The following is a 22412-nucleotide window of genomic DNA, read 5'->3' as shown; positions in this document are numbered from 1 at the left end:
TATGAGTTTTTACGCTACCCTAATTTTAGCACTTGCACTTTCAATGGATGCATTTGCTGTCGCTATCTGCAAAGGTGCAGTCCTGCATAAACCCCGCTTTAAAGAGATCCTCCGCACTGGTTTTATCTTTGGCTTTATTGAAGCCCTAACCCCCATCATTGGTTGGGCAATCGGTATTTTAGCCAGCCAATATGTTATTCGCTGGGATCATTGGATCGCATTTGCCCTGCTGTTCTTATTAGGATCGCGCATGATTTGGCAAGGTATTAAAGCGAAAAATGAAGAAGATTGCTGTACTCAGCCATCCCGTAATAGCTCAATGAGTTTAGTACTCTCCGCCATTGCCACCAGCCTTGACGCAATGGCTATCGGCCTTGGGCTCGCATTCTTACAAGTGGATATTGTTCATACCGCAATGACGATTGGCTTAATGACCATGATAATGGCCACTATAGGTATGATGATTGGTCGCTATGTCGGGCCATTACTCGGGAAAAAAGCAGAAATTATTGGCGGTCTTGTTTTAATGGCTATCGGTTTCAATATCTTGTTTGAACATCTCGAACTATTTATGTATAGCGCTTAATTTTATCTCCCCCACATACACTTTGTGGGGGAAATATTGAATATCCGTTAATCGATCAATTGATAAACTCGAACCATAAAATCCGCAGTATAATTTTTTATCCCAGAACGTTTTAATTCCTGTTTGACTTCTTCAGAAGCACGCCAAGCAAATGGGGTCATTTGCAATAATGCAAATGCTTCCTCTCCCGCCAATGGCATAGCATAGTTTAAATGACTTTCATCCAATAATTTAAATTGAGGTAGCTGTTCCTCTTTCAGCGGATGTAACTTTACTTCAGAATAAATCAATTGTTTTAATTCTTGTAAATGCTCAGGCGCCGGAGTCACGGTAATAAGAATACCGCTTGGCCGTAAAACTCGAGCCAGCTCATCGGCTTTACAGGGTGCATAGATACGAACAATGGCATCAATGCTTTGCGACGCAAAAGGTAAACGATGACTAGAGGCAACACAAAAATGAACTGAAGGATAACGTTTTGCAGCATAGCGAATAGCCACTTTTGACACATCCAATCCAAACACAGATTGAGTTTTACTCTGCTTAGCTAAGCTTTGCATAAAATAATTCGTGTAATACCCTTCGCCACAACCAATATCTAATACCGTACTCTTTTTCTCAGAAATAGAGTGATTGAGCTTATCTGCAACCAATTGACGCATTGCATCATAATGACCAGCATTCAAAAACTCTCGACGTGCTTGCATCATTTCTGCACTATCGCCCGGATCTTTAGAACGTTTGTGTTGAACTGGCAACAAATTAACGTAACCTTCTTTGGCACAATCAAACTGATGATTATTTTCACATCGCCAACTGTTATTTTGCAGCGTTAATAAGTTAAAACATAAAGGACATTGATAGTTCATAACAGGTATAGTTTGATAAATAAAAAACAGTATACCATAGAGATGCAGCGCCACGGGTAGCTTATTTCCCATGGCACTGATACTGAAAAGGTTCTAACAAGAAAGAAGATTAACCCTTATCAGATGTGGTTGGCGTTTTCTTTTCTACGGTATTGTGTGATTTGGTTTTACCTGCTGCATGTACTTTATTGCTTTTTTGCTCTTTAACAGTTGGAGTGGCTTGCCCGCTTTTTACTGTATTATTTGCTGCTAATGCCGAACCAGAAATAGCAAGTGACAATAGCGTTGCTACTGCTAAAAATCTTTTCATTATAAGCACCTTCAAATTAATATATACAAGGATGTTCTTGCTCCGCTACTAAATCATGTTTTATGAATAATTCACAATAGGACAAACTTAAAGATTTATAAATTTTTTATAGGTTATCTTTGATAATTTATTTATTCAGTTGGTTGATGCACCGTTGATTTTCAATACGGAAAAATCAACAAATAGTAAATAAAACGTCAATTTACCGTTACCCATTAAATTCATGTCTTTCTATTCCACCGTCATTGCATCAATAACCACCTATCATTGAACTCATTTAATTAATTTATATTTTCAAACATCAAACCCAATAAACATAAGAGTTTCCACGCTTTTTTACTTCAAAAAAACCTTATTAAAAAAGATAACATTATGTTTTTATTGTATTTACCCATGATAATCATTAATATTTTATTCTAAGAAGGATAGTTTAAAGATAAAATAGGCTGAAAATTTATTTAATTCACGACTGCTTATTTTTATTCCTATGAATAACTCAATAGAAAAATAAAATGGCAGAGAATATTAAGCTTTAGAGAAAATAGTAATATAAAAACTTTCCTTTATTAAATGATAAAATATAACGACCGCTCGCTGTCTCGCTGTAACGAACGGCCGTTATAGTCTCGATATTAAGTTAAATGTTTAATTTAATATTTTATTTAACTGGTTATTGATTGCATTAAACATTAGAGATGCTTCGAGTGGTTGTCCATCATCAGCAGGATGCGCTACAGGCCATGTTGACCATTGAACTATCACTAACTGCTCTTTGGGATTAACAACAATAATTTGTCCGAAAATACCTAAAGCCCATAATGTATTATTGCTATCTAAACCCATTTTGGGTTCTACATTCTGCATGTTTTGTGGCACACTATTATTCCACCACTCAAAGCCATAAATACCTTCAGGGTAACTTGCATTAACAGAATTTTTCGCTTGTACCCATGATTTCGATTCATTTAACCAATTTTCTGGTAATGTCTGTTTACCATCTGCTAATACACCATTTTCTGCAAAAAATAACCCAAACTTACCCCAGTCCTCTAATGTGGCATTAAAACCATGCGCGCCACTATTATGTTTACCAAGCTGATAGCTTTGCCATACCCCATCGTGAGTCATCCCAAAAGGCTGCCAAATTTTACTTTCAAGATAATCTGCAATGGATACCCCTGTGGCTTTTTCAAGTGTATCACCTAATAACCATGCTCCCCCTGAGTTGTATTGCCACACATCCCCTGCTTTTGCATAACGTTGCCGTTTCGGGTCTAGCACTAATTGTTGAACGCATGCATAAATTTCTGGGTTTGCTTCACACTCTGTCATTTTGGCAAAATCTGAATTTGCTTTTTCATAATTCTCCCCCCATTCAACCCCTGAGGTGTGTTGCAGTAATTGCCTTATAGTCACGCCTTCCCAAACCGTTCCTTTGACACTTGGATTATATTTTTCGATAGCATCATCTAATGACGTGATCCGGCCTTCCTGTAGCGCAATCCCTACTAGGGTAGAAACCACGGATTTACCAACAGAGCGCGACGTCCATAATGTTTGGGGAGTGTTACCTCGTCCATAATATTCAAAGACAACGTTCCCTTTTTTGATAACCATTAACGCAGTAACATCATTACGCTTTATGTAATTTTCAAGGTTATATGTCATCCCTTTCAATTGGTAAGTCACATCGTCTAAACGTTGGATTTTTCTTTCCAAGGGCTTAGGATTAACGGCATGAAAAACATCCCCAGGATACGCGCGATAGTCATTACGAAAACCGAGTAACCTTTCATTTTGATCCCATTTCAGCATATCTTTGACATTTGGATAAGTCCTATCAATAGGCTGAGGACATTTAGCTAATGCAGGTACACCACATTCATTATTCGTTGGATTTGCATAGCCATAGAACGATGTGATGAGTAAAACTGAAATTAAACATACGTTTTTTTTATTTTTTCTCATAAGGCGCCCTTTTTATGATAATGACCATTTGTTATTTTATTGCCATAAGTATCTTAACGTCGGTTTAGATTACTGCTATCGCCCAAAAAGATGAGAGTATTGGTGATTAATGGTTTTTAATTTTTAAATAAACTACTCTAGGTTTCGAGTAATAAGATTTATACTTGTCGTTAAGATATTTTATTTACCCTTAAGAGTAATATTTATAAAAATTAGACTGGCGAAACTAGAAGAAGCAAAACGCCTCTGGTTTATCAGAAATCAAGTAATCCGAGCAAGTTGTAAATAGAGCCTTGATCAAAACACAATCACTGCTTGGACCCCAGATACCCTGCCTGTAAGCTACCGAACTAGGATAAACGATAACCCTTTTTTTTGTTGTAAATGAAGCTGATCTTCCAATCGCTACTGGTTTTTTAAACCTTAAGCAGCATAGTGTCGATGCTGCTTTTACTTTACCTGACTAAATAGGTTTAGATGGGTTTAGGCGCTGCGGGGTTAATTATAGAGGCAATAAAACAATAAGCTAAACAGCGCCATATTAAGATATTAACTTTAGAATCAACGCCTAATGCCGAACGTTTTTATTAAAACACGAATGTATCTCCCAGGAAACCTGTCTATATTATTCTGCACTGGCTAAAAACCACCTTCCTTGTATAAAGATGATGTTATCTCTATAACCAGTGGTCATTTGATTTTTATAACATACTTCACTGATTCAAATCAGTGTAAAAGAGTCAATATCCTTTCAACTTTGCACTACATATAAAACGACATTTAATCAATATAGAATAGGTTTTATAGATATAGATAATGTTCCATGGATATCGCTAACGCCGTTATCCATGATTTTACCCTGTTACTATTAAATCTCTGATTGTTCCTCATCAATAACTAACGAAAGAATCGCCTTCCTTTGCTTCAGTGAAAATAAGATGAACAATCTCCGCCAAATAAACTTACGATATTTTCAATTATCCACAAAAAAAATAAAAATTATTTAACATCATTAGGTTATGTTTTTATTGTTGGCTTTTAACTCTATCAACCCCGTGAATGCGCATCTATTTTTCATTATTCTAAATCCATATTTAGTTATTTTAACGCATTGACAGTCTTTATTATTTTTGCCAGCATCAAAAGATAAACTAAAAATAACGTCCGTGATTATACTACCTAATAGATCGTAAACTTGGGGTAGACCGCTTATTTATAGATAAGCATGCTTCTAAGTTAACATTGACCAATGTGGTCAAAATATAAAATAGGTTTCAACTTACTCAATTGATAATGATTCAACGTTTGTAACATTGCTCAATACATAAAAACATTTTGTCATGGTAAAATGCAATGTAGTTAAAAAATCAATTAAAAAGCATCATGTAATATTTTATTTTCGTACTTAATTTGCAATAACTGTTTTTGATTTTTTATACTTTTATATTAGGAGTGTGACATGAAACAAAATTCTTTCGGTGCAACCTCCACAGCGGATGATGTTTTAAATAATATCGATTTAACCAATAAACGAATTCTTGTAACAGGAACATCATCGGGACTTGGTGTGGAAATTGCTCGAGCACTGACTGCTCGCGGTGCTCATGTCATAGGTACTGTTCGTCATATTGCTAGCAACGAAAAACAGGCTCACGCTATTCGTGGTGCTAACCCACAAGGTCGTTTCGAACTGATTGAATTAGATCTTTCATCATTAGACTCTGTGCGTGCATGTGCAAGCGGACTTCTAGAGAAAGCAAAATCAATTGATGTCATTATTACCAACGCAGGGGTGATGGCAACCCCCTTCGGACATACGCGTGATGGTTTTGAAAGCCAATTTGGTATTAATCACTTAGGGCATTTTGTGTTAGTTAATCACCTAGTGCCTTTATTGCATTCGGGCTCTCGTCTTATTAGTGTTTCCTCTGCGGGACATCGATTATTTGATTTTGACATCGACGATCTTAATTTTACCACTACCGAATATCAGCCACAGCTTGCCTATAGCCGCTCTAAAACAGCCAATATCTTATTTGCTGTTGAATTTGACCGTCGTTATCGTCATCTTGGTATTCGCGCTTGTGCTATTCATCCAGGCAACATTGCCACCAACCTAAGCCGTAATATGTCAGTTGAAGATCAAGTCGAAATTGGCACTATGATTAATACGCTTAATCAACAAGCCGGTTTATCTGAGTTAACGACAAAAACAATTCCTCAAGGGGCAGCTACCACTGTATGGGCTGCTGTTATTGCAGATATTGACCAAATTGGTGGGCAATACTGTGAAGACTGCCAAGTCGCACCAATTAATGACGGCCCTGGCTTTTACGGTCTTCGTTCTTATGCCATTGACCCTCAATTAGCGACAACATTATGGCTTAAAAGCGAACAGTTAGTTGGTGAAAAATTCCCTGTCGGAAGCTAATTTTTCTCTACTAGAATTTTATGTTGCGACATAAAATTAAGCAGAACACAAGCCCCTTAACTATAGGGGCTTTTAGCCATCTATACCTTTAATGAAATTCACGACCAAACAACAAGACATATAAAGTTCCATTATGGTTACCTTATTGCATAAAAATGACAGCAAAGGGCACATTTGGTTACATTATAGATACCTTTACTTAATATCAATCAGGTACCATAATAGTAACATTATTTGTTGTTTTTGCATTTAAAGTCACCCAATGGGATCTTTATATGAACAAGAAAATTAGTGCTATTGCACTTGCGGAACAGCTTGGCGAACGACTAAAACAAGCAAGATTGAACCAAAACTTAACACAATCCGAAGTTGCGGAATTTGCTGGCGTCGCACGTAAAACGGTCATTAATGCAGAAAAAGGCAAAGCGCAACTAGACATTTTTATTGCCATCATGCAGGCATTAAATTTAACGGATCAACTTGATTTATTTTTACCACGACAACCTATATCGCCTTTGCAATTAGCTAAATTACAAGGTAAAAAACGCCAACGAGCCTCAGGACAACGACAAGAAAATAAAGAGGAGCACCTCGAATGGTAATGGAAGTCATTAATGTTAATTATCATGATCAAACCATCGGCGCCCTCAGTTTTGATACAGATAGCGGCATTGGTGCTTTTGAATATGACCCTAGCTTTATTAAAAAAGGGATCGAGCTATCCCCTTTAAAAATGCCTTTGTCTTCAACAATATTTCGTTTTCCCGAATTAGATTTCAATACCTTTAGAGGGCTTCCCGGTTTAATTGCAGATTCCCTGCCCGACGATTTCGGCAATGCTGTACTTAATGCTTGGGTCGCAAATAAAGGGTTATCCCCTCAAGAAATCACCCCTCTACAAAGATTACAATACACAGGGAAACGAGGTATGGGCGCCCTTGAATATTCTCCAGCCACTCAAATGCGTAATCTTAATTCATCACAACAAGTTGAAATTGAATCACTTGTTGCAATAGCGCAAGAAATCTTGGATACCCGAGGGAATTTTTCAGTTGAACTGAATCGGGATGGTCAAGAATCACGCGAGGCCATGTTATCACTATTGTCTGTCGGTATGAGCGCCGGCGGTGCTCGCCCAAAAGCGGTCTTAGCCTTTAATGATGACTTCACACAGGTGAGATCGGGACAAACAACAGTACCCAATGGATTTACACATTACCTTATGAAGTTTGATGGGGTCAGTGAACACAATAAAAACCAAGAAACTTTTGGTGACCCATTAGGTTATGGGGCGATGGAATTTGTTTACCACATAATGGCAACAGAATGTGGTATTGAGATGATGCCATGTAAATTATTACATGAAGGTGCTCGACGACATTTTATGACCCAACGTTTTGATCGCGTTGGTAACAACAAAATTCATATTCAAACACTCAATGGATTAGCGCATGTCGATTATAAAAAGCCGGGGTCATATTCTTATGCTGAGTTATTTGCCATTGCTCGCCAATTAAAATTATCTGCACAAGATGCCCTGCAATTATTCAAACGTATGACGTTTAACATTATTGCGCGAAACCACGATGATCACTCAAAGAATTTTGCCTTTATGCTGAAAGAAAATAAATGGAGATTGGCGCCTGCTTACGACTTGGCCTATAGCTACAAACCGGGCAGTAAATGGGTAAACAGTCATTGGATGAGCCTAAATGGCAAACGTGATAATTTTATTCGAGAAGATTTTTATAGTTTAGAGAAAGTAAGCCCATTATTTAGTAAAAAGAAAATAAATGCAGTGATTGATGAAACCATTGAATGTGTTTCGTCGTGGCCGAACTTAGCCAAAGAGTGGGATGTGCCTAAGTCATTAAGCGACGAAATTAGTAAAAATTTAAGGTTGAATATTTAACGCTAGTTTAAGGCTAAATATTTAATGCTGTGATGAATTAATCATTTTCTGCCACCACAATTGAAGAATCTTGTTATCGTCTTACGTATTCAAACCAGCCTAAAAACGAACATGCAACACCATCTACACATTCTTTACCCAAACAAAAAGGCACCAGTAACTAACTGATGCCTTTGAATTTATCGACAACTAAAAACTGTTATCAACAATAGCTAGTTTATTCCCACTCAATTGTTGCTGGTGGCTTGCCGCTGATATCGTACACGACCCTAGAAATACCATCGACCTCGTTGATGATGCGGTTTGAGACACGACCTAAGAAGTCATAAGGTAGATGTGCCCAATGTGCTGTCATAAAGTCGATAGTTTCAACAGCACGCAGAGAAACAACCCAATCATACTTACGGCCATCCCCCATCACACCAACTGAACGTACAGGTAAGAATACAGTGAAAGCTTGGCTAACTTTGTGGTAAAGCTCTGCTTTATGCAACTCTTCAATAAAGATCGCATCGGCACGACGTAGCAGGTCGCAATACTCTTTTTTCACTTCGCCTAATACACGTACACCAAGGCCTGGGCCTGGGAATGGATGACGGTATAGCATGTCATAAGGTAGTCCAAGCTCAAGGCCGATTTTACGCACCTCATCCTTAAACAGTTCCTTCAGAGGCTCAACAAGGCCCAGTTTCATGTCTTCTGGTAATCCACCGACGTTATGGTGAGATTTAATAACATGCGCTTTACCTGTCGCTGATGCCGCAGACTCGATAATATCTGGGTAAATCGTCCCTTGCGCCAACCATTTTACTTGCGTCTGTTTAGCGGCTTCTTCATCGAAAACATCAATAAAGACATGCCCAATCGCTTTACGTTTTGCTTCAGGATCATGAATACCCGCCAGCGCACCAAGGAAACGATCTTCAGCTTTAACATGGATAATATTCAGGTCGAATTTACCTGCAAACATTTCCATGACTTGATCAGCTTCGTTTAAACGCAATAAGCCATTATCAACGAATACACAAGTCAAACGTTTACCAATCGCACGGTTTAACAGTAATGCGGTTACAGAAGAATCGACGCCACCTGATAAGGCTAAAATCACATGGTCATCACCGATCTGCTCTTTCAGGCGTGCGACTGTATCATCGATAATTGCGGCTGGTGTCCACAGTGCTTCACAATGACAAATATCTTGTACAAAACGTTTCAAGATATTCAGGCCTTGGTATGTATGAGTCACTTCTGGGTGGAATTGAACACCGTAGAATTTTTTCTCTTCATTGGCCATGATGGCAAATGGGCAGCTTGGAGTACTTGCGATAGTTTTAAAATCTGCTGGGATAGCCGTCACTTTATCGCCATGGCTCATCCACACTTCCAGTACTGGCGTACCATTTTCACTGAGTGAGTCTTGAATATCACGGAATAAATCACATTGTTCCTTGATTTCAACTTGTGCGTAGCCAAATTCACGTTCACCAGAAACTTCTACTGCACCACCGAGTTGCATTGACATAGTTTGCATGCCATAGCAGATACCAAGGACAGGCACACCGGCATTAAACACGTAATCAGGCGCACGTGGGCTATCATTTGCTGTCGTACTTTCTGGGCCACCAGAGAGGATGATACCATTTGGATTGAATTCACGGATTTGCTCTTCTGATACGTCCCACGCCCAGAGTTCACAATAAACGCCAATTTCACGAATACGGCGAGCAATCAATTGTGAGTACTGTGAGCCGAAATCAAGGATAAGAATGCGATGCTTATGGATATTTGTTGTCATTTGAGGAGAATTCCAAAAATTCAAGTCAAAAATAGAAAATTGGTAGCTCCGCCATTATTCACGGAGCTACCCTGAATCATTATCGATTATTGCCCCAGACGGTAGTTCGGGGACTCTTTAGTAATGGTCACATCATGTACGTGGCTTTCTTGAATACCCGCACCACTGATACGGACAAACTCGGCTTTAGTACGCAGGGCGTCAATAGTACCACATCCTGTTAGACCCATACAGGAGCGTAGTCCACCCATTTGTTGATGGATAATGTCTTTTAGGCGACCTTTGTATGCCACACGTCCTTCAATCCCTTCTGGAACCAGCTTGTCAGCTGCATTATCAGATTGAAAATAACGGTCTGAAGAACCTTTAGACATCGCGCCCAGTGACCCCATACCACGGTAAGCTTTATAGCTACGACCTTGGAACAAGATGGTTTCACCCGGAGATTCTTCAGTTCCAGCAAACATTGAGCCAACCATCACACAAGCAGCACCTGCTGCAATCGCTTTAGAAATATCTCCCGAGAAGCGAATCCCCCCATCCGCAATGACAGGGATCCCTGTGCCTTCGAGTGCTTCTACCGCATCTGCAATAGCGGTAATTTGTGGTACACCCACACCCGTTACAATACGTGTTGTACAGATAGACCCCGGACCTATACCAACTTTAACGGCGCTAACTCCTGCTTCAGCCAGCGCTTTTGCGCCTTCAGCAGTAGCAACGTTACCACCGATGATTGGCAGGTCAGGATATTTTTTGCGGGTTTCACGAATACGTTGTAAAACACCTTCAGAGTGACCGTGTGAAGAGTCAATTAACAGCACGTCAACCCCCGCAGCAACTAGCGCGTCAACACGCTCTTCGTTACCACCACCAGCGCCAACAGCCGCGCCAACACGTAGGCGACCTTGTTCATCTTTACACGCATTTGGTTTACGTTCTGCTTTTTGGAAGTCTTTAACGGTGATCATTCCTAACAGATGAAAGTTATCATCAATGACGAGGGCTTTTTCGACGCGTTTTTCATGCATTTTTTGTAGCACGATCTCACGAGCTTCCCCCTCTTTGACCGTCACTAAGCGCTCTTTAGGCGTCATCACCGCAGTTACTGGCTGATCCAAATCAGTAACGAAACGCACGTCACGACCGGTAATAATCCCCACTAGGGATTTATCAGCAGCAACGACAGGGTAACCAGCAAAACCATTACGTTCAGCCATTTCTTGAACTTCACGGATTGTTGTATCAGGTGTTACGGTGACAGGGTCAGTCACGACACCACTTTCATGTTTTTTCACGCGACGAACTTCTTCCGCTTGGCGTTCAATAGACATGTTTTTGTGAATGAAGCCAAGACCACCTTCCTGAGCTAAAGCAATCGCAAGGTCAGATTCAGTCACTGTATCCATCGCTGCGGAGAGCATCGGAATGTTCAGGCGGATAGTTGCAGTTAATTGAGTTGATAGATCGGCCGTGTTTGGTAATACGGTTGAGTGTGCAGGAACGAGCAATACGTCGTCGAAAGTTAGTGCTTCTTTTTTAATGCGTAACATAGGCAATATCTCACCAGGCAGCGTTGTGGAAAGGTATAAAATATTGCCGCGGCATTATACACACCGAAACCGTTTGCCTCCAGTCCTTTTTTGAAAAAAAACTTGATAACTGTTCTGACTAGGTTAGTATCAATCAATTAAGTCATTGTTTTAGAATTTGATCTAGCTCACATGTCAACTCAAGAAAATAGTGGAATTTATTCTGTCAGCAAACTCAATCAGGCGGTTCGTGAACTTTTAGACCGTCAGATGGGGAGAATTTGGCTGACCGCCGAAATATCGAATTTTTCGCAGCCTAGCTCTGGTCACTGGTATCTGACGTTGAAAGATGACAAGGCGCAAGTTCGTGCGGCTATGTTTCGCGGGCAAAATGCGCGTGTAACTTTTCGGCCTCAAAATGGCCAACAAGTCTTAGTTCGTGCAACGGTAACACTCTATGAGCCTCGGGGTGACTATCAAATCATCATTGACAGTATGCAGCCAGCGGGTGAAGGCCTTTTACAGCAGCGTTTTGAATTGCTCAAACAGGCATTAGGGGCGGAAGGCTTGTTTGATGCCATACATAAACAACCACTGCCCTCTCCTGCTAAACGTATTGGCGTCATTACATCGGCAACAGGAGCAGCCTTACACGATATTCTGCATATTTTACGTCGCCGAGATCCTTCACTGCCAGTCGTTATCTATCCGACTGCGGTTCAAGGTGAGCAAGCCCCTGCACAAATTGCACGAGCGATTGCATTAGCAAATATTCGTCATGAATGCGACGTATTGATTGTTGGACGTGGTGGTGGCTCATTAGAGGACCTGTGGGCTTTTAACGAAGAAATTGTGGCAAGAGCGATTTTTGCTAGTCGACTGCCTATTGTCAGTGCAGTTGGCCACGAAACCGATGTCACGATTGCCGACTTTGTTGCCGATGTTCGAGCGCCTACACCTTCAGCTGCGGCTGAGTTAGTCAGCCGCAATCAACTTGAACTAATACGTCAATTGCAATCCGCTCAACAGCACCTTGAAATGGCGATGGATTATTATCTTGCAGGCCAGCAACAACGCTTTAGCCGCTTACAGCATCGCTTGCAGCAGCAACATCCACAACTTCGTTTAGCTAGACAACAGCACCAATTGAGTCTTCTAAATCAGAAGATCAATCAAGCGATGACTCGACGCTTACAAGTTGCTCAGTTGCGCTATGATCAGTTACAGCGTCGACTGTCACAACAAGATTTGCGCCCTTTATTGCAAAAACGACACAGCTCATTACAGCAAACGCAATATCATCTGCAAAATATGATGACCGAGTTACTTAATCGCTATAAACAGAGCTTTGCGGTAGCTTGCTCAAAAATGGAAACTGTTAGCCCACTGGCCACTTTAGCTCGAGGCTTTAGTATCAGTGAAACGGCCGATGGCACTGTGTTGAAAAAGACTTCACAGGTGAAATTGGGGCAGAAATTGAAAACACGCCTCAATGATGGTTGGGTAGAAAGTGAAGTCACTGAGGTGACTAAAATGAAAGCGAAACGTACACCTCGCTCAATCAGCAAATAAATGAATCGGTTATTCTCAAAATTTTCACCTATTCATTTCTCAAGGTTAATTTTGAAAAGATGTCATCAAATTTAGCAAGGACAAGATCAGACAGTTTTAAAATGGCGAGCCAATGCAGGAGTCCTATTGGCCCGTATCAACAGAAAATAATAGACTGATTTTTGAGGATTAATAGCCTTTAACCCGCGAGATAGGCCTCATACCGCTATCAAGGGTCTTAAGGGGTATCTAATCTAGATACCCCAATAATTAAGTTAGAAACGAACTTCTCCCCCAAGCATATAGGAACGCCCTCTTGCAGTGGCATTATTCTTCCCGCGTTCTTCCATAATAGCGGTAGAGTTTGAACGATTTAAGGCATCCGAATACGTCTCATTCGTCACATTATTCACCGAGAACATCAATTTGACATTTTTATTGATTTTATAATCAGCATAAAGATCAATAATGGTAGGTTGCTTTTCATATTTATCTTTAAATGCATCACCATTATTGTCGACCAGCGATTCCACACCGATCCGCTTAGCAGGTCCTGTTACTGTAATAGTCGAACCTAATTTCAATGTTTCATCGAATAGCCTAACGCCACTATCCAGCGTCAAATAATAATCAGGTAACTCAGTCAGATCACCTGCACTGAAGTCAGCAACACTGGCAATTGAGACAGGCTGAGCACTGGTTTCTTTGGTGTAAGACAATGTTGAATAGAAGACCCCTGCATCGTAATTAGCTTGCAGTTCATAACCACGTAAATTAACGTTTCTTGGATCATTCATATAGATATAACTTTTCTGCATAAAATCAGGAAACTCTTTATCCCAGACATCGTCGTTCATTAAACACCATGCAAATTCAGCTTCTGTTCTTGGTCGACATAGCAAATAAGGTTTACTCGTGATGTAATCTTTCACTTTTGTATTGAACCAGAGTGCTTTCATATTGAACTGGTCACCTTGTACAATTAAATCAGGTTTGACGCTATTAAAGCCTATTTGCCATGTTTGTGCTTTTTCCCCTTTTAAAAACGGGTTCATCGAATTACCGCCATTTTGAGAAAAAAAGACTTCCTGTGAATTAGGCGCGCGCATCGAATGAGAATAACTCACAAAAGGCTGAAACTCTGGGATAATTTCAGCTGAGAGTAGCACGCCTGGATTGAATCCCCCTTCACGTAAATCGATTGAAGCATCTCCTTGAGGAAAACATTTCACATCATCGTCACAAGCAGGTTTAAATCCTTTTAATTGATAGTGCATGTAATTTAAATTCAATGATGCGCTGTAAATATCATATTTGACGTTAAATTGCGTATAAAGGCTGGATAGATCTAATGTCCCACTTGGTGAGAATGCATTATAAATCAAGGTATCCTTATTAACCGCACTAGAGACATTTCGCTCATATTTGTTTTTCATCAACTTAGAGCCAATTTGCCATTCATAATCCATATCACCATACGAAAAACGGCTAGTATTGGATAAATTAATACCTTCGGAAATATTTTTAGATTCTCCTTGTCGTAAAGCCCACCCTAATGAATCACCGCTAAATTTTTGATTACTATTACCATAGTTAATCATTAATTCAGTATCAATTAGCTCATTAAGTGGCGTATATTTATATTTAATATAATAATCTTCACTATCTATTTTACGACGCGTTAATTTATTTTGATAGAAACGACCACTGAGCTCTATTTCATGGCTATCATTAGGTTTATATTTTAACTTAGCTAATTGTGATTGTGGCTTTTGTTTAAAGGTGTTATCCGTTGCAAAATCATCACTATTATAACCCGCACCATTTTTATAGGAACTAGGGATATTATGTCCACTGACCGCCATCAATCCCCCAAAATACCCATTATCTGAATTCGTTAATGTTTTTCCTGCAACGGCAACCATTCCGTTATAACCTAAGCCATTATCTCCCCAACGCGCCTTACTTCTTACGCCATATAACTGCTTATCGAATATCACATCATCAATGCCAATTGTTCTAAAATTGGCACTCCCTGCAAGAGCATTAACACTGTTCCCCCCATTTAATTGACCTTTTTCAACCTCAACTTCAACGATAAAATTCGGATCAATTAACGCACCAAAATCATTATTAGGTTGCTGACCGTGAGTATAATTACTCGGTGAAATACCATAATAAGTTTGGGTAACACCATCAACCATCATATTAACGCGACCAAAACCACTTAAGCCGCGAATATTCACGTTTACAGTACCTTGACTTGCATCCATTTGAGTATAAGTCCCTGGCATTGTTCGAATAATTTTATCTAATCCTTCTAGTTTATTCTCCGTACCAACAGCGCTATATGCTCCTGGTCGTTCTAAAGCCTTAACCAATGGTGTTTGTGTTTGTGCACCTGAAACCTTTAACTTACTAAAGTTTATGATGTCTTTATTATTTTGTCGCTGTGTGTCTTCTGCTAAAGCAATTCCATAAAGCCCTGTATATAATAACCCGGCTCCTAGTAGTTTTAATTTGTTATTCATTAAACCATTCCTGTAAACGCAATAATTAAACATGCGCTCACTTGCTTCAAAAGAAAATTTCGTATTGAAATTTTTGGCACAACAATCAGGTTATAGTAAAGAGGCTATAACCTAACTGTTGCTTTTAATTACCCATTTAATAATGGGTTATTAGTATATTAATTTTTTAATTGCGGGAAATATTGTTTTTTATCTTCTAGCATTAAAATAAAACTATAATCAAGAGCAATATCATTCAATGCGTTATAACGACCTGATTTACCTCCATGGCCTGCATTCATATTGGTCTCTAATAATAATAGTGAATCACCTAATTTATATTCGCGTAATTTAGCGACCCATTTCGCTGGTTCCCAGTATTGCACTTGAGAATCATGTAAACCCGTTGTCACTAGCATATGGGGATATTTTTGCTTTTTGATATTATCATACGGGCTATAGGCTTTGATTCGCCAATACGCCTCTTCATTTTCAGGGTTACCCCATTCATCATATTCCCCAGTTGTTAATGGAATTGAGGGGTCTAGCATCGTAGTCACCACATCAACAAAAGGCACTGAAGCGACAACACCTTCATATAATTCAGGCGCAATATTGACAACCGTTCCCATCAATAACCCACCTGCACTGCCTCCCATGGCATAAATATGCCCTGGTTGACCATAGCCCTGACTAATCAATGATTTTGTTACATCAACAAAATCAGTAAATGAGTTCATTTTATTAATGGTTTTTCCTTGTAAATACCATTTTTTCCCTAACTCACCCCCCCCGCGAACATGAGCAATCGCATAGACAAAACCTCGGTCTAATAAAGATAAACGAGAGGAGCTGAATGAAGGGTCAATACTGTAACCATAAGCCCCATAGCCATAAACTAATAATGGATTTTGTGCTTCTTTAAACAGATCTTTGCGATACACTAATGACACAGGTACCTTCACACCATCTTGGGCAGTTACCCATAGGCGTTGGCTTTGATATTTCGATTTATCAAAGTCTTTGACTTCTTGTTGTTTCAATAGCTGCTTTTGTTGCGTCTGCATATCTATTTCATAAACAGAAGATGGTGTCGTCATTGACGAATAACCATAACGCAATTTGTGGGTATCAGGCTCTGGATTGTTGCCAATCCATGCCATATAGGCAGGGTCATCAAAGCTCACAAAATTTTCTGCTTTGGTTTGCCAATTGATTTGACGAATATTCACTAAACCATTTTGTCGTTCTTCCAGTACCAACCATTGGTTGAATAACTCAAAGCCTTCTAGGTCAATGTCATCGCGAGGGGCAACCACAGTATTCCAATCGTCACCAATGTGCTTTGCTGAGTACAGGCCAAATAATGGATTCTGATGATTAGAGCGTATGTAAAACTGATCACGGAAATGATCTGGGTAATACTCAACCCCTGTTTTACGTGTTTGAAAGACTTCAACTTGTTTACGTGGCTGATTTGCATCGAGTAAACGATACTCAGCAGTCTCGGTACTTGTGATACCAATAAAAATATAATTTTTTGATGTCGATTTAGACAAGCTGACATAAAAAGTATCATCTTTTTCTTCATATACCATCACATCTTGCTGCTGTTGTGTTCCAACTTGATGGTAAAAAACTTGGTACGGTAAGAGGGTTTGCGGATCTTTATTGACATAAAATAATGTGTTGTTGTCATTTGCCCAAACAATATTACCCGATGTATTCGTCAGTTCAGCATTCTGCCACTCTTGGCTATCTAAAGAACGAAAAGAGATACTATAGTTGTTACGACCTTCTCTATCTTCTGCAATCGCGATGTGTTTGTTATCCGGCGAAACCGTCAGGGTGCCTAAACGATAATACTCACTCCCTTCTGCGCGCTGGTTGCCATCGACAAGTACCTGCCAAGGTTCATGGCTATTAACAGGACGACGTTCATAGATAGGATAATTATTGCCCGCTTCAAAGCGGCTACGATAGGTATACCCATTATAATTATAAGGAACCGACTCATCATCCGCTTTCATACGCGAAAGTAATTCCTCATAAATTTGTTTTTTAAGCCCTTCACCCTGCGCTAATTGCTGCTGACTATACGCATTTTCTTTTTCAAGATAATCAATGACATCTGGTGACTTTCTTTTATCATCTCTTAACCAATAATAATCATCAACACGTACATCACCGTGTGTTGTCATCGTATAAGGTTGTTTTTTCGCCTTTGGTGCTGACATGAATTCCTCCGCAAGGCTATGACTGGTTTGTAGTCCAATAAGTGCTATTAGACAAAATTTAGCGATTCGAGTTGATGCTGGCAATAAATTTGTTCGTATAATCATTTTGTTACTCTAATTGACCATTAATTTTCAAGTGCAAAGTCTATCGGCATTTTTACTGTCACTTTGCCGTTCTTTAGCATTTCAGTCGGTGGTGTGGGGAGAGGCTGTGCGCGAGAAAGAACTCTTTCCGCTTCCCTATCGAGAGAGCGAGTTCCTGAACTTTTCGTCAACGAACTATGAATGATATAGCCTTGTGCATCCACTTCGAACGTCACGACAGGAATGCCTGTTCGGTTACGTCGGCGGGCATCTTCAGGATAGCGTTTAAACGTATTTAATTTACCTAACACTAGCGCTTGCCACTGTTTTTCAGCATCAAGCGTCGCTTGTGATTGACTATTGAAGTCAGCTGCTATTTTGTCCGTCTTTTTTAGCGCCGCTGCATCACTGGTTACAGGGGCATTACTTGCTTTTGAATTATCACTTTCGACGTTTTCAACGGGCTTTTTCTTAGGTTCTTTTTTTTCTTTTTTAGGAACTGTTGGTGCTTTTCTCTTTTCCGCTTTTGTGACTTGCAGTTCTGCATTCTCATTCACCGGAATAGGAGGAAGGTCAAGTTCATCAGGCGTAGCCTCTTGTGCTTTACTTGCCACCGAAACCTCCTGAACTTGACCGATATTCACCTCCGTTAACTGTTTAGCTTCCGCTTCTATGGAAAGCTCCATCACAACGGATGGAGGTGGCGTTAGCTCATCCCATGCTTGGTCATCATTGCTGTGGATAAAAAACCAAATCACTAAAAGATGTAATGCAATCGCAATAATCACCGCCCCACTCATTTTGGTGGTTTGGTAGTACCCTAATGTCATCGTGCCCATTTTAATCTTATTTATTTTTGCTATGCCTAAAACCTAAATGATAATTAATTACATATGCAAATGAAAACTATTTCAAGTTAAAATGGTAAAAGCATCACAAATACATTACTAATAGTTATCAAATGGTTACTTTGCATCCACTTTATTTTGGTTTGGTGTATACCAAACATAATCGGCATGAATGTTATCAATGGCATTGTCTTTTTCAGAAATGATTAACACCTTAAATTCAGCGTCTGGTGCGAGATCTTGTACATGCAATGGAACACCGATCGCGCGTGTAGCATGATACCCACCTGCAAATAACATTGCTGGCGTTGGTGCTTGTAATAATGATTTTGCCATCCTGCGGTCACGCATTTGTTGAATAACCGTCATCTTTTGCACTTGCTCTGGCGTTAATGCACCATCATGAGATGTTTCAATCGTTTTACTAATCAACTCTTGGACAACGGGTTGAGTTGAGTAGACACCATTAAGAACGGGAGGTTTTTCATAAGCTTCTGTGATTTCCTCAGTATTTAAGTTAGCCGAAAGCACAGGGTAAGGCGCTTTAAGTAAATATTTCGTTAACTCACCGTACTGCTCCCATGGCCAACCTTTTTGCCATTTTAGTTTTGATTGAAGCTTTTCATCCCGAATGTAGGGATTCCCCTGCATTTGTGCCTTAACGGCATCCACACTCTTTTGTTGATCCGGCTTAATCATTTCAAGCAAAACAGATCCTTGTGGACGTGTTTTATGCATTTCCTGTGCGAGCCACTGCTCGATTTGATGGTGATACAGATTGTCATGCTTTTCGCCAACAATAACGCGCGATGATTGCGATAGTTGTTCAATAAGTTGCTGAGGTGTGATGGATTGCCCCGTTTGTAGATCAATGATTTGCCCTTGCCCTGTCAATCGGCTATCAAGCTCTAAAGGTTTTTGTTCGACTTGCTGCGCACAACCTGCAACAAGCAGTAATGCCATCGCGATAAGGGAGGATTTTACCTTCAATCTTACTGATATCATTATCTTTTCCATCTATTAATAATTGTGTATAGAACCACTCAAAATACAGATAATGATAATTATTTTCAATTAAAAAAGACCTCTGAATTTAAAAACTCAGAGGTCTTTCAAGATTAAATCAAATTACAGGGGGTGAGTCTGTGCTTCAACAGCAGCTAATGCCACCATATTCACAATACGACGCACGGAAGCTATCGCAGTCAATATATGGACAGGTTTGGAAACCCCCATCAATACAGGCCCGACAGTCACACCGTCTGAACTCGTCACACGCAATAAGTTATAACTAATACGTGCCGCTTCCATATTTGGCATAATCAGTAAGTTTGCAGAGCCTTTTAATGGACTATCCGGCATAACATCTTTACGAATTGATTCAATTAATGCCGCATCAGCGTGCATTTCACCATCAATTTCCAGATGTGGTGCTCGAGCTTTAACAAGTGCTAACGTATCACGCATTTTTTGTGCTGACGCACAGTCAGATGAACCGAAACTTGAGCGAGATAGGAGTGCCACTTTAGGTTCAATACCAAAACGACGCACAGTGTCTGCTGCCATTAATGTGATTTCTGCAAGCTCTTCAGGTGTTGGATCTTCATTGACGTAAGTATCTGCAACGAATGTATTTCCGGTTGGTAGTAACAGCGCATTCATCGCACCCGCGGCATGAACCCCTTCACGGAAACCAAACAGATTTTTCACAACACTGTAGTGCTCACTATAGCTGCCAATGGTGCCACAAATCATGCCGTCAGCTTCACCACGCAGCACCATGATGCCTCCGATTAAGGTCGGATTACCAATTACGGCGCGGCGAGCCATCTCCTGTGAAACACCTCGGCGTTTCATGATTTGATAGTATTCTTGCCAGTACTCTTTGAAACGTGGGTCATTTTCATTATTGACCACTTCAAAGTCTTTACCAAGCTCAATGTGCAGACCCAATTTTTGAATACGCATTTCAATGACGCTTGGGCGACCAATTAGGATTGGGAATGCTAAACCAAGAGAAACCAATTCTTGCGTCGCATGTAATACACGCTCCTCTTCCCCTTCCGCCAACACAATACGTTTTTTCTGTGTTTTTGCTTGTGAGAAAATTGGCTTCATAAACAAGTTTGTTTTGTAGACAAACTGATTGAGTTTTTCAATATAAGCATCAAAATCTGCAATAGGACGTGTTGCTACCCCTGAATCCATTGCCGCTTTTGCAACTGCTGGTGCAATTTTCACAATCAATCGTGGGTCAAACGGTTTTGGAATAATATATTCAGGGCCAAAGAATAGGTCTTGGTTTCCATAAGCAGAAGCCACTTCTTCACTTTGTTCCGCTAATGCCAAATCGGCAATTGCATAAACACAAGCGAGTTTCATCTCTTCATTAATCGTTGTTGCACCAACATCGAGTGCGCCACGGAAAATGAATGGGAAACACAGCACGTTATTCACTTGGTTTGGATAGTCTGAACGACCAGTACAGATAATAGCGTCTGGGCGTACTTCTTTGGCTAATGGCGGTAAAATTTCTGGCTCAGGGTTAGCAAGCGCTAAAATAAGAGGGTCTTTCGCCATGGTTTTTACCATGTCTTGAGTTAATACCCCAGGGCCAGAACAGCCAAGGAAAATATCCGCATTTGGGATCACATCAGCCAACGTTCTTGTGCCATTGTCTTCAATTGCATACGCGGCTTTTGTGACATCCATTTTCTCATCACGGCCTTTGTAAATGACTCCTTTCGAGTCACATACCGTGATATTTTCATGTTTTAAACCTAATGTCACCAATAGGTTCATACAAGCAATGGATGCGGCACCTGCCCCAGAAACAACTAAGCGTACATCACCGATATCCTTTTTAACGATACGTAATCCGTTAATCACCGCCGCTGTACAGATGATCGCGGTACCATGTTGATCATCATGGAATACAGGAATGTTCATTCTTTCACGTAGTTTCTGTTCGATATAGAAACATTCCGGCGCTTTGATATCTTCTAAGTTGATACCACCAAAAGTAGGCTCTAGAGAGGCAATGATATCAACAAGTTTATCCGGATCTGTTTCATCAACTTCGATGTCAAAGACATCAACGCCAGAAAACTTCTTAAATAGCACCCCTTTCCCTTCCATCACGGGTTTACCCGCCAAGGCTCCAATATTACCTAATCCCAAAACGGCGGTACCGTTCGAGATCACACCGACAAGATTCCCTTTTGCAGTATAGCGATACGCTTTAAGTGGTTCAGAAGCGATTTCAAGGCATGGGACTGCAACGCCTGGTGAATATGCAAGAGCCAAATCGCGCTGAGTTACCAATGGTTTGGTCGGTGTTACAGTTATTTTTCCTGGATGAGGAAACTCATGAAAATCAAGAGCACTTTGTTTTAATTTATCATCCATCATCAAGTCCTTTCAAAGTAGGTAGGGTAAAAGCAGTGACAGTATAAACATATCAGGCAAGCAAATCATGATCTTGGCGACAATTTCCAGAAAATTCTTTTGCTTACAGTATTGCATGAGACGATTCAGTACAATTTACTGCGCCCTTTCCCTGCTAATCCAAATAATAATTCTATATAGATATAATTATCCTTGATAATTTTAATCATGTAAAAATCACGTTATTATTTTTTATGTTCCGTCTGTTTTTAAATATCTGTACTTCTATTTTAACTACATCCATTAATATAAAAAATCGTATATTAATAAAACACAAAAATGATAAAAAAATAAAGTGACCCTATATTATAAACATTAATTTTATATTCATT

Annotated in this window: 15 protein-coding genes; 5 read left to right on the top strand and 10 right to left on the bottom strand. The window is 39.9% G+C overall.

Features of this window, described 5'->3' with window-relative positions; translation table 11 throughout:
- Position 1 precedes the first annotated feature (1 nt).
- Positions 2–586, top strand: coding sequence for a manganese efflux pump MntP (gene mntP, locus ACWPW6_RS08950; protein ID WP_154623324.1), 585 nt, complete (start codon positions 2–4; stop codon positions 584–586).
- Positions 587–633: 47 nt separating this feature from the next.
- Here mntP and rlmA read toward each other — a convergent pair whose 3' ends face one another.
- The 3 genes from rlmA to ACWPW6_RS08935 all read right to left on the bottom strand — a co-directional run bounded on the left by rlmA (position 634) and on the right by ACWPW6_RS08935 (position 3733).
- Positions 634–1455, bottom strand: coding sequence for a 23S rRNA (guanine(745)-N(1))-methyltransferase (gene rlmA / locus ACWPW6_RS08945; RefSeq protein WP_250000498.1), 822 nt, complete (start codon positions 1453–1455; stop codon positions 634–636).
- Between the two features lie 109 nt (positions 1456–1564).
- On the bottom strand, positions 1565–1765 hold the full coding sequence (locus ACWPW6_RS08940; RefSeq protein WP_154623323.1) for a hypothetical protein: 201 nt from the start codon (positions 1763–1765) through the stop codon (positions 1565–1567).
- 645 nt (positions 1766–2410) lie between these two features.
- Positions 2411–3733 carry a serine hydrolase domain-containing protein gene (locus ACWPW6_RS08935; protein ID WP_250000432.1) on the bottom strand — a complete coding sequence of 441 codons (1323 nt, stop codon included), beginning with the start codon at positions 3731–3733 and terminating at the stop codon, positions 2411–2413.
- 1459 nt (positions 3734–5192) lie between these two features.
- Here ACWPW6_RS08935 and ACWPW6_RS08930 point away from each other — a divergent pair.
- The 3 genes from ACWPW6_RS08930 to ACWPW6_RS08920 all read left to right on the top strand — a co-directional run bounded on the left by ACWPW6_RS08930 (position 5193) and on the right by ACWPW6_RS08920 (position 8076).
- A complete protein-coding gene (locus ACWPW6_RS08930) occupies positions 5193–6164 on the top strand; it encodes an SDR family NAD(P)-dependent oxidoreductase (protein ID WP_154624334.1) in 972 nt (323 codons plus the stop codon).
- A gap of 275 nt (positions 6165–6439) precedes the next feature.
- Positions 6440–6766, top strand: a complete 327-nt coding sequence (locus ACWPW6_RS08925) for a helix-turn-helix transcriptional regulator (RefSeq protein WP_154624335.1) — start codon at positions 6440–6442, stop codon at positions 6764–6766.
- Entirely contained in the window at positions 6760–8076 is a 1317-nt protein-coding gene (locus ACWPW6_RS08920) for a type II toxin-antitoxin system HipA family toxin (protein ID WP_154624336.1), read from the top strand. The genes ACWPW6_RS08925 and ACWPW6_RS08920 overlap by 7 nt, the downstream gene beginning before the upstream one ends.
- A gap of 217 nt (positions 8077–8293) precedes the next feature.
- On the opposite strand, the gene guaA is transcribed toward ACWPW6_RS08920, so the two are convergent.
- Positions 8294–9871, bottom strand: coding sequence for a glutamine-hydrolyzing GMP synthase (gene guaA, locus ACWPW6_RS08915; protein ID WP_154624338.1), 1578 nt, complete (start codon positions 9869–9871; stop codon positions 8294–8296).
- Positions 9872–9957: 86 nt separating this feature from the next.
- Complete coding sequence (gene guaB, locus ACWPW6_RS08910) at positions 9958–11424, bottom strand: IMP dehydrogenase (RefSeq protein WP_154624339.1); 1467 nt, start codon at positions 11422–11424, stop codon at positions 9958–9960.
- A 171-nt stretch (positions 11425–11595) separates the two neighbouring features.
- Between guaB and xseA the strand changes: the two genes are divergently transcribed.
- Positions 11596–12975, top strand: a complete 1380-nt coding sequence (xseA, locus tag ACWPW6_RS08905) for an exodeoxyribonuclease VII large subunit (protein WP_250000431.1) — start codon at positions 11596–11598, stop codon at positions 12973–12975.
- Positions 12976–13229: 254 nt separating this feature from the next.
- Here xseA and ACWPW6_RS08900 read toward each other — a convergent pair whose 3' ends face one another.
- From ACWPW6_RS08900 to maeB, 5 genes are all read right to left on the bottom strand, one after another.
- Positions 13230–15485, bottom strand: a complete 2256-nt coding sequence (locus tag ACWPW6_RS08900) for a TonB-dependent receptor domain-containing protein (protein ID WP_250000429.1) — start codon at positions 15483–15485, stop codon at positions 13230–13232.
- 158 nt (positions 15486–15643) lie between these two features.
- A complete protein-coding gene (locus ACWPW6_RS08895; RefSeq protein WP_250000427.1) occupies positions 15644–17806 on the bottom strand; it encodes a S9 family peptidase in 2163 nt (720 codons plus the stop codon).
- 20 nt (positions 17807–17826) lie between these two features.
- Positions 17827–18624, bottom strand: coding sequence for an energy transducer TonB (locus ACWPW6_RS08890; protein ID WP_154623918.1), 798 nt, complete (start codon positions 18622–18624; stop codon positions 17827–17829).
- A gap of 126 nt (positions 18625–18750) precedes the next feature.
- On the bottom strand, positions 18751–19638 hold the full coding sequence (locus ACWPW6_RS08885) for a ChaN family lipoprotein (protein WP_231131764.1): 888 nt from the start codon (positions 19636–19638) through the stop codon (positions 18751–18753).
- Positions 19639–19761: 123 nt separating this feature from the next.
- A complete protein-coding gene (gene maeB, locus ACWPW6_RS08880; protein ID WP_154622254.1) occupies positions 19762–22041 on the bottom strand; it encodes an NADP-dependent oxaloacetate-decarboxylating malate dehydrogenase in 2280 nt (759 codons plus the stop codon).
- Positions 22042–22412 lie beyond the last annotated feature (371 nt).

The organism is Providencia sp. Marseille-Q8014, from assembly GCF_965112055.1.
This window is presented reverse-complemented; position numbering and strand designations above follow the sequence as displayed.